Origin of the sequence: Rhodovulum sp. FJ3 (assembly GCF_032918305.1) — a bacterium.
Lineage (GTDB): Bacteria > Pseudomonadota > Alphaproteobacteria > Rhodobacterales > Rhodobacteraceae > SAT37.
The window spans coordinates 555579-569381 of record NZ_JAWJUU010000003.1 but is presented as its reverse complement, the minus strand read 5'-3'; the positions used below and the strand labels follow the sequence as shown (position 1 = coordinate 569381).

The following is a 13803-nucleotide window of genomic DNA, read 5'->3' as shown; positions in this document are numbered from 1 at the left end:
GATGAGCGACCTTCCCACCTACGTCCACATCACCGAGGTCGGCCCGCGTGAGGGGTTTCAATTCGAACCGCCCCACATTGCCACCGCTGATAAAATCCGCCTGATCGACGCCCTGTCACAAACCGGCGTGCCGGAGATCGAATGCGCGTCCTTTGTGAACCCCAAGGTCGTCCCGCAGATGGCGGATGTGTTCCAGATTGCGGACGGCATCACCCGCCATGCGGGCGTGACCTATGGCTGTATGTGGCTGAACGAAAAGGGGTTTCATCAGGCCCTCAGCAGCGGCCTCTATACCCCCGCCCTGACCAGCACCAGCGCCTCTGACACCTTTCTGATGCGCAACAACAACCGCACGCCCGATGCCCAGATTGCGGGCCAGATCGCCCTGCGTCAGGCCTATAGCGACGCGGGGCTGGGCAGTGGGCCGATCTATTTGTTTACCGCCTTTGGCTGCAACTATGAGGGCGCAGTGTCGGTCGAACAGGCGATGCTGCGCGCCGCCGATCTGGTCGCGGTCTGCGAAGACGCGGGAACGCCACCGACCTGTATCACGCTGTGTGACACGGTCGGGGCCGCCGATCCCGCCGGTGTGCGCGCCTTGGTCGCGGCGGTGCGCACGCGCTGGCCCGACTATCCTGTCGCGTTGCATCTGCATGATACGCGCGGCCTTGGGATTGCGAATGCGATGGCGGGGCTGGAACTGGGCGTTGCACGGTTTGATGCCTCGGTGGGTGGTCTTGGCGGCTGTCCCTTTGCCGGAAACCGGTCCGCCGCAGGCAATATCGCGACCGAGGAACTGGCCCTGTTGTGCGACCGTCTGGGCATAGAAACCGGCATCGACATCCCCGCCCTGATCAAGGCCGCCGAATTGGCCGAAACGATTGTGGCCCACCCCCTGAGCAGCAAGCTTGCCCATGCGGGCCTGTTCACCCCGAAACCGTGATTTTCACCCGTATCTGACACGCGGAGAACCCCGATGAAAAAACCCGATTTGCCCGCCGGCATCCTTGCCACTGACGAACGCCTGCAGATCGCAGATTCGGTGCGCCGCATCTGTGACCGGTTCGATGACGAATGGTGGCTGGAGAAAGAGCGCGCCGCCGAGTTCCCCCACGAATTCCACCAAGCCATGGCCGAGGCCGGTTGGCTGGGCATCACCATGCCCGAGGAATATGGCGGGGCCAATCTGGGCGTGACGGACGCGTCGTTGTTGATGCAGATCATCGGCAATTCTGCCGGTGTCATGGCCGCCTGTTCCAGCATCCACATCAACCTGTTTGGCCCCCATGCGATGGTCAAACACGGCACCAAGGAACAAAAGGACCGGATGATCCCGCCACTGGTCGAGGGCAAGCATATCGCCTGTTTCGGCGTGACCGAACCCGATGCCGGTCTCGACACCACGCACATCACCACGCGCGCGGTGAAAAAGGGCGACCGGTATATCGTGAACGGGCAAAAGGTCTGGACCTCGACCGCGCAACAGGCGCACAAAATCCTGCTTTTGACGCGCACCACCCCGATTGAGGAATGCAAGCGTCCTATCGACGGGATGACCCTGTTCTACACCGACTTTGACCGGTCGCGCATTTCTGTGACCCCCATCGAAAAGATGGGCCGCGCGGCAGTGAACTCGAACTCGATCTTTATCGACAATCTGGAAATCCCCGAAGAGGATCGCATCGGCGAAGAGGGGGCGGGCTTTAAGCTGTTGCTCGACAGTCTCAACCCCGAACGCGTTCTAGTCGCCGCCGAGGCCATTGGCGTGGGGCGTCGCGCGTTGGAAAAGGCCGCCGATTACGCGAATGAGCGCGTCGTGTTCGGTCGCAAGATTGGCCAGAACCAGTCGATTCAGCACCCGCTTGCCCAAAGCTGGATGGCGCTAGAGGCCGCGGATTTGATGGTTTGGCACGCCGCGCGTTTGTATGATGAGGGCAAATCCTGCGGCGCCGAGGCGAATTCGGCCAAATTCCTTGCAGCTGACGCAGCGTTCGATGCCTGTGACCGCGCTGTGCGTACCCACGGCGGATTTGGCTATGCTAAGGAATACCATGTCGAACGGTATTTCCGTGAGATCATGTTGCCGCGTATCGCACCCGTGACCCGCGAACTGATCATGTCGTTCATCGCCGAACGCGTTCTGGAACTGCCGAAGTCGTACTAGGGAGGGAAGGCGATGAAACTGGACGGAAAAACCGCCCTTGTGACGGGGGCGTCTTCGGGCCTTGGGGCGCATTTCGCGCGGGTTCTGGCGGCCCAAGGGGCAGAGGTCACCGTGGCCGCGCGCCGTGTCGACCGGCTTGAGACGCTAGTGGCCGAGATCGGTGGCGATGCGCGGGCTGTGGCGATGGATGTCACCGATGGCGAAAGTGTCCGCGCGGGGTTCGACCGCGCCTATGACATTGTCATCAACAACGCCGGTGTGACCTATGACGGGCCCGCGTTGAAGACGGAAATGGACGATTGGAACTGGGTCATCGATACCGATTTGACCGGCGTATTCCGCGTGGCGCAGGCGGCGGGGCAGGCCCTCGTCGCGGCGGGTAAGGGGGGCAGCATCGTCAACATCGCCTCGATCCTTGGTCTGCGGGTGGCGGGCAACCTGTCGGCCTATGCCACGGCCAAGGCGGGCGTGGTGCAGATGACCAAAAGCCTTGCCCTTGAATGGGCGCGCTATGGCATTCGCGTGAATGCCCTGTGCCCAGGCTATATCGAAACCGACCTGAACCGTGACTTTTTCGCGTCTGACGCCGGTCAGGCGCTGATCAAACGCGTGCCCCAGCGCCGCCTTGGCCAGATGTCCGATCTGGACGGGCCGCTGATGTTGCTGGCCAGTGATGACAGCGCGTTCATGACCGGCTCCGAGATCGTCGTGGATGGCGGTCACCTTGTTTCTTCGCTGTAGGATGATCTGATGGACTTTACTATTTCCCCCCGCGTTGAGGATTTTCGCGCCCGTATCGCGCGGTTTGTTGAAGACGAGATCATGCCGCTGGAAGAGGATCGTGCGAATTACGATCCGCATGAAAACATCCGCAAGGACGTGCTGCAGGACCTGCGCGCGCGGGCCAAGGCCGAGGGTCTGTGGTGCCTTCAGTTGAAACAGGAAACCGGCGGGCAAGAGCTTGGCATCCAAGGCATGGCGGTTTGCTATGAGGAGATGAACCGTTCCATTTTTGGGCCCGTGGTGTTCAACGCGGCCGCGCCGGATGACGGCAATATGCAGGTTCTGGAAAAGATCGGGACCGCCAAGCAAAAAGAGGAATGGCTGCAACCGATCGTGCGCGGCGATGTGCAATCGGCCTTTGTCATGACCGAACCGGCGCCGGGGTCGGGATCCGATCCGGGGGGCATGATGCTGACCACGGCGAAACGGGTCGGGGACACATATGTGGTGCGGGGCCGAAAATGGTTCATCACCGGCGCCGAGGAGAGTGACCATTTCATCCTGATCGCGCGCACCTCGGATGATCCGCGCAAGGGGTTGTCGGCATTCCTGCACAAGCGCGACACGCCCGGGTTCCGGATCGAACGCCGCATCCCGATCATGGGACCAGAAGAGCACGGCGGCCATTGCGAGGTCGTCTATGAGGACATGGTCATCCCCGCCGAGAACCTGTTGATGAATGAGGGCGATGGCCTGAAGCTGACCCAGATCCGGTTGGGTCCGGCGCGTTTGACCCATTGCATGCGCTGGCTGGGCCTATCCAAACGCTGTGTCGAGATCGCAAGCGAATACGCCCACAACCGGTTTGCCTTTGGCGAACGTCTGTCCAAACGCGAGAGCGTTCAGATGATGCTGGGCGATCTGGCGATGCAGATCGAAATCGGTCGGATGCTGGTGATGAAGGCCGCGTGGGAACTGGACCGTGGCGGGTTTGCCCGCAAAGAGGTGTCGATGGCCAAGGTTCATGTGGCCAATGTCCTGCACAAGGCCGCCGATACCGCGATCCAGATCAACGGTGCGCGCGGCTATTCCAAGGACACGCCTCTGGAATGGATTTACCGCTATGCCCGTCAGGCGCGTCTGGTCGACGGCGCGGATGAGGTCCACAAGATGGTGCTGCACCGCAATGTCGAAAAAGAGGGCTGCGATTTCTGGAAGTGGGATGTCGGCGCATGAGCGATCTGGATTTCAGCGCGGACGCTCTGGACGGGTTTCTGGCGGGTCATTTCGGCGCGCGGGCCCCGATGGACATCGAGCGCATCGCCGGTGGTCAGTCGAACCCGACCTATTTCGTGACCTTTGGCGATCACCGTATGGTGCTGCGCAAACAGCCCAACGGCCCGATCCTGCGCGGGGCGCATGCGGTGGACCGCGAATACCGCGTGTTGACGGCCTTGCACCCCACCGGCGTACCGGTGCCCCGTCCGATCCTGTTTCATGAGGACGCGGATTTGTTGGGGACGCCGTTTTACCTGATGGAGCGGGTGGATGGTCGCGTCTTTTCCGACTGTGCCTTGCCCGATGCCGATCCGTCGGAACGCCCTGCGCTGTGGATGGGTCTGGCCGATGCGATGGCCGCCATGCATGCGGTGCGCCCAGATGGGGTGGGCTTGGGCGATTTCGGTCGGCCTGGCAATTATTTCGAACGTCAGATCGCCCGCTGGTCCCGCCAATGGGACGAAAGCCCCAGTGACCCGATCCCCGAACTGGATGCCTTGGCGGCGTGGCTGCGCGACAATCAGCCCGCCGATGATGGCGCGGTCAGTCTGGCGCATGGCGATTTCCGGATGGGCAACGTCATCTTTCACCCGACCGAGCCGCGCGTGGTTGCGATCCTTGACTGGGAACTGTCGACGCTGGGCCATCCTTTGGCCGATCTGGGGTTTTGTGCACTGGCATGGCACACCGCGCCCGATGAATACGGTGGGGTTCTAGGGCGTGATCTAACCGCGCTGAACCTTCCGGATGAGGCCGCATTCGTGGACCGGTATATGGTAAAAAATCCCGCCGCCGGTCCCCTGACCACGTTTCACAAGGCCTTTGCCCTGTTCCGGTTTTCCGTGATTTGGGTCGGGATTGCTGACCGCGTGCGCGCAGGCACCGCCGCAGGGGCCGACGCAACAACCCACGGCGATTTGGCGCGCAAGCTGGCCATTCGCGGCATGGAGGTGGTGAACGGCCACCACGACATATAGGACAGATCATGAAAGACATCGTATTGGTATCCGCCGCCCGCACCGCAGTGGGTGACTTTGGCGGCGCATTGGCGGGCCTGACCCCGACGGAACTGGGCGTCGCCACCGCGAAAGAGGCGATCGCCCGCGCGGGCCTGACACCCGCGGACATAGGGCAGGCGTTTTACGGCAACGTCATCCATACCGAACCGCGCGATATGTATGTGTCGCGCACAATCGCGATTGAAACGGGCATGGCGCATAACACACCCGCCCTGACTGTGAACCGGCTGTGCGGCTCGGGGTTGCAGGCGATTGTGTCCGCGGTTCAGGCCCTTGCCATGGGGGACACGGATACCGCCATCGCGGGCGGCACCGAAAGCATGAGCCGTGCGGGATATCTGATCCCGTCCGCGCGCTGGGGCCAGAAAATGGGCGACAGCACCGCAATCGACATGATGACCGCCGTTCTGACCGATCCGTTCGGACACGGGCACATGGGCGTCACTGCCGAAAACGTCGCCGAGAAATACGGCATCTCGCGCGAGACCCAAGATGCCTTTGCCGTCGAAAGTCACCGCCGCGCGGCTGCGGCGATTGAGGCGGGCTATTTTGACGAACAGATCGTTCCGATCACCCTGAAGACCCGCAAGGGCGACGTGGTGTTCAAGACAGACGAACATGTCCGTGCCGACGCCAGTGTCGAGAACATGGTCAAACTGCGCGCCGTGTTCAAAAAGGATGGCAAGGTCACGGCGGGCAACGCCAGCGGCATCAACGATGGCGCGGCCTCGGTTGTTCTGATGACGGGGGATGCGGCGGCGGCGCGTGGCGTTGCGCCGATGGCCTGTGTGGTGGCCTATGGGCATGCGGGCGTCGATCCGGCCTTTATGGGCATCGGGCCTGTGCCTGCGATGCAGGTCGCCTTGGAAAAGGCGGGTTTGGGCGTCGATGATCTGGACGTCATCGAGTCAAATGAGGCCTTTGCCGCACAGGCCTGCGCGGTCAGTGCGGAATTGAACCTGAACGCCGCCAAGGTGAACCCGAACGGCGGCGCGGTTGCGCTTGGCCATCCTATCGGGGCCAGTGGCGCGGTCATCACGACCAAGCTGCTCTATGAACTGAAACGCACCGGCGGGCGCTATGGCGCGGCGACCATGTGCATCGGCGGTGGCCAAGGCATCGCCCTGATCGTTGAGAACCTTACCGCATGAGCATCGACATCAACCGTTTGGGCATTGTGGGCGCGGGCACCATGGGGGCAGGGATCATGATCAACGCCGCCATGTCTGGGTTGGACGTGGTGCTGCTTGACCGTGACGCGGACACGTTGGATCGGGCGCGAGGGAAACTGTCGCGCTATCTTGATCGGCAGGTCGCCAAGGACCGGATCACCACGGATGTGGCCGCTGCGGCGGGCGCGCGGGTGACGACGGCGACGGATATGTCCGCGCTGGCCGATTGTGATCTGGTGATTGAAGCCGTTTTTGAAAACCTGCCCCTGAAAAAGGCGATCTTTGCCGATCTGGAGCAGGTCGTGCGCGCCGATACGATCCTTGCCAGCAACACCAGTTGCCTGCGCCTGTCCGACATTGTCGCCGATCTGGCCGATGCGGGCCGGTTTTGCGGGATGCACTATTTTAGCCCCGCCGAAATCAACCCCGTGGTCGAGTTGATCCAAGGTCCGGCAACGCGCGACGATTGCCTGCGTGCGGCGGATGCGTTTCTGACGCGCACCGGCAAAACCGTGATCGCCTGCAAGGATCAGAACGGGTTTGCCCTGAACCGGTTTTTTTGTCCCTACACCAATGAGGCGGTCCATGTTCTGGACCAAGGTCTTGCCACCACGGCCCAGATTGACGCGATTGCACGGGATCGGTTGGGGCTTGCGCTTGGGCCGTTTGCGGTGATGAACATCATCGGTACGGCGACCAACTTGAACGCCGTGCGTAACCTTGGTGCGCTAGGGCCGTTCTATGAGGCGGCGGCGGGGTTGATTGCACATGGCACGGACAACACCCCGTGGCAGATCGACGAGGAACCCGCGCCGCTGGATCCCCAAACCGCCGATCAGATTGGCGAGCGGCTGGAAAACGCGATCCTGTTGCCCGTGGTTGAAGAGCTTGCCGAAGGTACGGCGACCTTGGACGCGATTGATACCGGTGCGCGCATGGCGTTCCGTCTGGGTCTGACGCCAGGTGAGATGCTGAAGCGGTTAGGTTCAGAGGGCGTCAGCAAACGTTTAAGTGATTTTGCCACCGCCTATGGGCATCCCGCGCCCGCGCCTGTGGTCTGAAATCTGACACCTCCGGTCGCGGGGAATGGCATCCGAAGTGCGCCGTTCCCCCGTCCATAACACGCGGGCGGTCCTGAACGGCCCGCATCAACCGGAGGTCACCCCATGCCCCATGTCATCGTGAAAATGGCAGCAGGCCGCAGCGAACAAGACAAGAAACGTCTTGCCGAACGCGTCGCCCTTGCCGTGATGAACACCCTTGGCACATCCCAAGAGGCGATTTCTGTCGCCATTGAGGACGTGTTGCCCGACGATTGGAACACACAGGTCTATGATCCTGACATCGCGGGACGTCAGGATACGATTTACAAACAACCGGGGTACGAGCGGTTCTAGGCCTCGGCCTGTTCCGCGATTTCCTCAAGCTTTTTATAGAGATACGAGCGTGACACGCCCAAGTGTTCCGCCGCCTTTTTCTTGTTGCCCTTGAACCGGATGATCGCGTCGTTGATCAGCTTGTTTTCGAGGGCCTCGACGGTTTCCTTCAGGGTCGCGCCGGATTTGACGGCCATGCTTGGGGTGGCAGGGGAGGGCACCTTTTTCGCTCCGAATGCCGTGCCGCGTTGGAAATCCTCAATCCGCAGGCGCCCGTCCTCGGCAAAGACCATCGCGCGTTCCACCATGTGGCGCAGTTGGCGCACGTTTCCGGGCCATTTCTGTTCCATTAGGTAGTCATGGACGTTCAGATCGATCTCGGGTTGGGGGCGGTTGTATTGCGTGGCCAGATCGGTGACGAAGTGGTTCAGCAACAGGGGGATGTCCTCAAGGCGCTCTTCCAGCGTCGGCATCGCGATCACAACGGGGCTGATCCGGTAGAACAGGTCCAGACGGAACCGGTCCTGTTCGATGAACGCCTCTAGGTCGCGGTTGGTGGCCGAGAACAGACGGAAATCGACGCGCTTGGGCTTGGCCCCGCCGACGCGTTCGACCATCCGGTCCTGAAGAACGCGGAGCAGCTTTGATTGCACCTCAAGCGGCATGTCCCCGATCTCATCAAGGAAGATCGTGCCTTTGTCGGCCTGTTCGAACTTGCCTGCGCGGCCCTTGCGGTCGGCACCGGTGAACGATCCGGCCTCATAGCCGAACAGTTCGCTCTCGACCAAGGACTCGGGCAGGGCGGCGGCGTTTACGGTGACCAAACGGCCCTCATGGCGGGGGCTCAGCATATGCAGGGCCTGCGCGACCAGTTCCTTGCCGGTGCCGCTTTCGCCTTGCACCAGAACGGGGATGTCCAGCGGCGCAACCTTGCGGATCTGATCCTTGACCGCACGGATGGCAAAGCTCTGGCCGACGATGGCGTCCAGATAGGCGTTGTCGGTGTTTTCGGATGACGCCTTGGCCTTATAGGTCGCGATTTCCTCTTCCAGCGCGTTGATGCGGCGCGACATGGCTTCGACCTGTTGGGGGCCTTTGAACATGATGCGCCCGATGGCACCCACGATCTTGCCGTCGTTCAGGATCGGATGGCGCGACACCACGCGATCCTTGCCGCGCATCCGGTGGATCTGACCCACCTCAGCGATCCCCGTGCGCACAACATGGTGCAGGCGCGAGTTCTCGATCACATCGCGGACGCTCTTGCCGACAGCCTCACCCGCTTGCAGGCCAAAGAATTTTTCATGCACGGGCGAGATATAGGCCAGCTTTTCGTCGCCCCCCACGACCGCCATCGCATCATAGGGGTCCATCAGGATATGGTTCAGGATGTCATAGGCGAAATCGACGCTGAGGATGAAATTCAGGACCGCGTCCGACGGCGGTTCCGACAACAGGATCAGCGTCCCCTCGGGCACCTTGGTTACAAGCGCGGAATATTGCGCATCGTTCAACAGGATCGGGGTCAGCCGCCGGTCAGTCGCCTCTTTTAGCCACTCGGCATTGGTGACCATGCTGCGAATCCGCATGTCCGCACCGGCCCCGTATGCGGCCGCGCACTTGCCGGCATCGTCCAAAAGCACGACCCCCTTGACCCCCGGACCCTTTTGTTCGGAAATAGACAAAACAAACCTCCCTCTGCGCGGAGCTGTGCAAAGCTGCAAAAAACCGCGTTCGCCTGTCCAAAACGGATACACTGTGGGGGGTGCGGTTCCAATGTGTCCGCACAGAATGCACTCTTGCTATATTCTGTACCTATCGCGGCCACAGGTTTGGCATGATACTAGCCAAAGGTAGAACGCGATAACCTCTCTTCAGGAGGAGTCCTGTGCCGGCGCAGGACCGAGGGAGGACACAATGGAATTAGGGCGTCGTCTGTCTGTACAGACCAAGAAGACTATTGCGATTACACCGCGTGTGATCCAGTCGATCAAGCTGCTAAAGTGTAATCACGACGAACTGTGCAGCTATCTCAAAGAGCAGGAAGAGCGTAACCCGCTGATCGACGTGGTCCTGCCCGAAACGCGTCCCGTGTCCACCGCCGCACCACAATCCCAACCGACCGCGCCCGCCGCGAAATCCGAGCCACCCAAGGGCGGAACCTCGCTGTCCGTGGCTCGTAGCGGGGGTGCTGCCGCCGGTGATCTGCGCAGCATCGAGGAAACCTTTGCCCGCCGTCAAACCCTGCGTGAACATCTGTTGGAACAGGTCGATCTGACCATCCACAATGCGGTCGATCGCCTGTTGGCGCGGGAAATCGTTGAATCGCTGGACCCTGATGGATACCTGCGCCGCGATCTTGACGAAATTGCCGACGTGTTGGGGATCGTCGAGACCCGCGTCGAACATGCGCTGCACCTGATTCAGGGGTTAGAGCCCACCGGGGTTGGCGCACGTGATCTGGGGGAATGTCTGCGCCTGCAACTGGATGAGGCGGGCGAGTTGACCGACGAAATGGACATCTTGTTGGACAATCTCGATATGCTGGCCAAATTCGATCTGGCCGCGCTGGCGCGTCTGTGCGGCGTGGACCGCGTCGAGATCGCGGAAATGGCGCGTCAGATCCGCATGCTGGACCCGCGCCCCGGACGTCAGTTCGATACCGACGCTGTTTTGCCCGCGATGCCCGATGTGAACGTCGAACTGCGCCCCGACGGAACCACGCATGTCGAGCTGAACTCGGCCCTGTTGCCCAAGGTTCTGGTGAACCGTGAATATTATTCGGAAATGCGCGCGGTTGCGTCCGGCGAGAACGATGTGCGGTTCGTGACCGATTGTATGCGCGATGCGAACTGGCTGGCGCGGAACCTGGATCAACGCGCCAACACGATGCTGAAGGTCGCGACCGAGATCGTCAAACGCCAGCAGGACTTTTTGCTCAAGGGGGTCGAGCATATCAAACCCCTGTGCCAGGCCGATGTGGCCGACGCGATCGGGATGCACCGGTCGACCGTGTGCCGTGCGATTTCGGGCAAATATCTGATGACGAACCGTGGTCTGTTTGAGCTTAAATACTTTTTCTCGAACGCCCTGTCCGGCGAAGGCAGCGCCGAGGACGTATCGGCGGAATCCATTCGTGCACGCATCCGCAAACTGATCGAGGGCGAGCAGGGCAAAAAAGTTCTGTCAGACGATGCGATTACGGCGACCCTAAAGGGCGAGGGCGTCAATATCGCCCGCCGCACCGTGGCCAAGTATCGGGAAATGATGAATATTCCCCCGTCTTCCATTCGCCGCCGCCAGCACAGTGCCGCCCGCATTGAGGCCGAGGCCTGTGTCGCCTAGGCCATTCCGGCACGTCAGTTGCTAGTCCCCTGAGAACGGGCCCGCGTGGCCCACCCAAAACCATGGAGCAATCAGATGACGCTGGCGAACGGTGACTCGCAGGAATACTTTGCGGCGGCTAAAGAGGGGCGGCTAACCTTTCAGAAATGCAACCGCTGTGACGCCGTGCAATTTCCTCCGCGCCACCATTGCACCACCTGTTGGGAGGCGGATCTGGCGTGGATCGATAGCACCGGCAAAGGCAAGGTCGAGACGTTCACCATCGTGCGTCGTGCGCCGCTGCCGGCCTATGCGGACAAGGTGCCCTATGTCATCGCCGCCATTAACGTCGCCGAGGGTCCGCGCATGATTACGACCCTTGTTGGCGAGGACGCGTTGGATGTACAGATCGGGGACACCGTCGCCGTCACCTTTGAACAGGGTAAGGACGGCGATACCTTACCTGTGTTTCAAAGGACCTGACCCCACATGGACATATGCACCATCGGCACCCCGACATTTATGACGCGGGTCGAGACATGGGAATGTGACCACAATCGCCACTGGAACGTGCGTCAGTATTTGCGCTGTTTTCAACAGGCAGGGTTTGTCGCGCGCGATATGTGCGGGGTGGCGCCAACCGGCGTGCTGGCCCAGCATACGCGCTTTCACCGTGAACTGCTTGAGGCCGCGCCGGTCGAAATCCGCAGCGCCGTGATCGGAGACGGGCCGTTTGCCGGTGTCTGCGTGCATGTGCTGACCTCGGATGGACGCCTATCGGCGACGGCATTGGACCATGTGACGGGCTTGGGCGATCTGCCGGTTGTCGCGTCCGACGTGGTCAAGCTGGCCTTGCCGCGCGGCATTGACGGCGCGCCGCATAGACCGCTGGCCTCTACTGTCGACACGAACGACATGGTGCAGCACGGCTATGTCCAGCCCAAGGAATTGGACCATTTGGGCGGGCTGTCGCTTGACTGGTTGATGGGGCGAATTGCGGCGGCGTCTTCGGATCACATGGGGCGGCTGGGCTTTACCCCTGAATACGTGCGCGAACACGCGATTTCGCGGATGGGGGTCGAAACCAAGATGACCGTTTTTGCACCCGTTCCCGTGGGCACGCGCTTGTGCAGCACGGTGCAGGTCGCCGAAACCGGTCGCAAAAACATCACGCTGCGCCACCGGTTTTTCGCCGCCGACGGCACACCTGTTGCGGTTTCGGATCAGGGACTTGTGGCGGTGGATATGACCACGCGCCGCGCGACCGAGTTGCCGGAGTTCCTGCGCAAGGCGCTCTCCGACAACCCGTGATGCGGTAATCTAGAAACCAAGGATCGCCTTGGTTTCCAAATATTCTTCCATGCCATAGACGCCCATTTCGCGCCCGTTGCCGGATTTCTTGTAGCCGCCCATCGGGGCGACAGTGCTGGCCGCGCAGCCGTTGTAGAACACGCGACCTGCCTGCATCTGGCGGCAGACGTTCAGGGCCGTTTCGCGGTCTTCGCCGAACACATAGGCGCCCAGCCCGTATTCGGTGTCATTGGCCAGCGCGATTGCCTCTTCCACGGTTTTGTAGGTCATGACCGAGGTCACCATGCCGAAGATTTCTTCGCGGGCGATAGTCATATCCGGCGTCACCACAAAGATCGTCGGCTGAATAAAGAACCCGCGGTTTAGGCCATCAGGGCGACCGGGGCCGCCAGTGATCAGGCGCGCGCCCTCATCAATGGCGGATTGGATATAGGCCTGAATGCGGTCGAACTGGGCGCGGTTCACCACGGGGCCGTGGGTCGTTTCGGGATCGGTCGGATCGCCCACGCGGATATGCGCGGCGACGCTGGATTGCAGGTGGGTGACCAGTTCCTCAAGCTTGTCCTCGGGCACCAGAATGCGGGTCGGCGAATGGCACGATTGCCCCGAGTTTGAATAGCCGCGCGTGACGTTATAGTTGGCCGCAGCTGCAACATCCCCGTCGGGCAGGATCAGGTTCGCGGATTTCCCGCCCAGTTCTTGTGTGACGCGTTTCACCGACGGCGCGGCGGCCTCGGCCACCAGAATGCCCGCACGGGTCGAACCGGTGAACGACACGACCCCGATGTCATGATGCGACGAAATCGCGTTTCCGACCGTGGGGCCGTCCCCGTTCACAAGGTTGAACGCGCCCTTGGGTACATCGGCGGCATCGATGATCTCGGCAAAGACCAGCGCGCTGACCGGCGTGAACTCCGATGGTTTTAGAACCACGGGACAACCGGCGGCAAAGGCCGAGGCCAGCTTGTTACAGATCAGTTGCACCGGCCAGTTCCACGGCGTGATCAGACCGGCAATGCCGATCGCCTCACGTTGCAGGATATAGGTGCCCATGTCCTCTTCGAAGTCATAATCGCGCAGGGTTTCGACCGCCTGTTTCAGCGCGGCCAGACCGGCACCGGTTTGTTGGGTTAAACGCGCAGGCGCCCCCATTTCCAGTGTCAACGCCGCCATCAGATCGTCCTGACGGGCGACGTAAGCGTCGATAATGCGTTCCAGCAGGGCGATGCGGTCGTCCTTGGTCTGGGCGGCAAAGGCGGGCAGGGCGCGCTTGGCGGCGGCGACGGCGGCCTCGACGTCGGCAACACTGCCCAAGGCGACCGTGCCGAACACCTCTTCGGTGGCGGGGTTCACCAATTCGAACGGGGTAGAGGACAGGGGATCAACCCATGCGCCATCGATGTAAAACTGATTGTATTCTTTCATCGTTATCTCTT

Annotated in this window: 13 protein-coding genes; 11 read left to right on the top strand and 2 right to left on the bottom strand. The window is 61.3% G+C overall.

The features are described from left to right. The first annotated feature begins 1 nt into the window (after window position 1). The 8 genes from R1W00_RS11595 (at window position 2) to R1W00_RS11560 (ending at window position 7753) form a co-directional block, all read left to right on the top strand. The gene (locus R1W00_RS11595; RefSeq protein WP_317262894.1) at window positions 2-943 is read left to right on the top strand and encodes a hydroxymethylglutaryl-CoA lyase; all 942 of its coding nucleotides are present in this window, start codon (window positions 2-4) and stop codon (window positions 941-943) included. A 33-nt stretch (window positions 944-976) separates the two neighbouring features. Then, window positions 977-2164, top strand: a complete 1188-nt coding sequence (locus tag R1W00_RS11590; protein ID WP_317262893.1) for an acyl-CoA dehydrogenase family protein — start codon at window positions 977-979, stop codon at window positions 2162-2164. 12 nt (window positions 2165-2176) lie between these two features. Next, window positions 2177-2905, top strand: coding sequence for an SDR family NAD(P)-dependent oxidoreductase (locus tag R1W00_RS11585; protein ID WP_317262892.1), 729 nt, complete (start codon window positions 2177-2179; stop codon window positions 2903-2905). Between the two features lie 9 nt (window positions 2906-2914). After that, window positions 2915-4123, top strand: a complete 1209-nt coding sequence (locus R1W00_RS11580; protein WP_317262891.1) for an acyl-CoA dehydrogenase family protein — start codon at window positions 2915-2917, stop codon at window positions 4121-4123. Continuing rightward, window positions 4120-5142 carry a phosphotransferase family protein gene (locus R1W00_RS11575; protein WP_317262890.1) on the top strand — a complete coding sequence of 341 codons (1023 nt, stop codon included), beginning with the start codon at window positions 4120-4122 and terminating at the stop codon, window positions 5140-5142. The genes R1W00_RS11580 and R1W00_RS11575 overlap by 4 nt, the downstream gene beginning before the upstream one ends. 8 nt (window positions 5143-5150) lie before the next feature. Then, a complete protein-coding gene (locus R1W00_RS11570) occupies window positions 5151-6335 on the top strand; it encodes an acetyl-CoA C-acyltransferase family protein (RefSeq protein WP_317262889.1) in 1185 nt (394 codons plus the stop codon). Beyond that, window positions 6332-7417, top strand: a complete 1086-nt coding sequence (locus tag R1W00_RS11565) for a 3-hydroxyacyl-CoA dehydrogenase family protein (RefSeq protein WP_317262888.1) — start codon at window positions 6332-6334, stop codon at window positions 7415-7417. The genes R1W00_RS11570 and R1W00_RS11565 overlap by 4 nt, the downstream gene beginning before the upstream one ends. Before the next feature lie 105 nt (window positions 7418-7522). Next, on the top strand, window positions 7523-7753 hold the full coding sequence (locus R1W00_RS11560; protein ID WP_317262887.1) for a tautomerase family protein: 231 nt from the start codon (window positions 7523-7525) through the stop codon (window positions 7751-7753). Here the strand turns inward: R1W00_RS11560 and R1W00_RS11555 are convergent. Further along, window positions 7750-9417: a sigma-54 interaction domain-containing protein gene (locus R1W00_RS11555; protein WP_317262886.1), complete on the bottom strand. Its 1668-nt coding sequence runs from the start codon at window positions 9415-9417 to the stop codon at window positions 7750-7752. The genes R1W00_RS11560 and R1W00_RS11555 overlap by 4 nt on opposite strands. A gap of 232 nt (window positions 9418-9649) precedes the next feature. Here R1W00_RS11555 and rpoN point away from each other — a divergent pair, with 232 nt between their 5' ends. From rpoN to R1W00_RS11540, 3 genes are all read left to right on the top strand, one after another. Then, window positions 9650-11077 carry an RNA polymerase factor sigma-54 gene (rpoN, locus tag R1W00_RS11550; protein ID WP_317262885.1) on the top strand — a complete coding sequence of 476 codons (1428 nt, stop codon included), beginning with the start codon at window positions 9650-9652 and terminating at the stop codon, window positions 11075-11077. Window positions 11078-11152: 75 nt separating this feature from the next. Next, window positions 11153-11539, top strand: coding sequence for a Zn-ribbon domain-containing OB-fold protein (locus R1W00_RS11545; RefSeq protein WP_317262884.1), 387 nt, complete (start codon window positions 11153-11155; stop codon window positions 11537-11539). Window positions 11540-11545: 6 nt separating this feature from the next. Further along, window positions 11546-12367 (top strand): thioesterase family protein, encoded by an 822-nt coding sequence (locus R1W00_RS11540; RefSeq protein ID WP_317262883.1) that lies wholly within the window; start codon window positions 11546-11548, stop codon window positions 12365-12367. A gap of 9 nt (window positions 12368-12376) precedes the next feature. Here the strand turns inward: R1W00_RS11540 and R1W00_RS11535 are convergent, their stop codons facing one another. Beyond that, entirely contained in the window at window positions 12377-13792 is a 1416-nt protein-coding gene (locus R1W00_RS11535; protein WP_317262882.1) for an aldehyde dehydrogenase family protein, read from the bottom strand. Window positions 13793-13803: the final 11 nt, after the last annotated feature.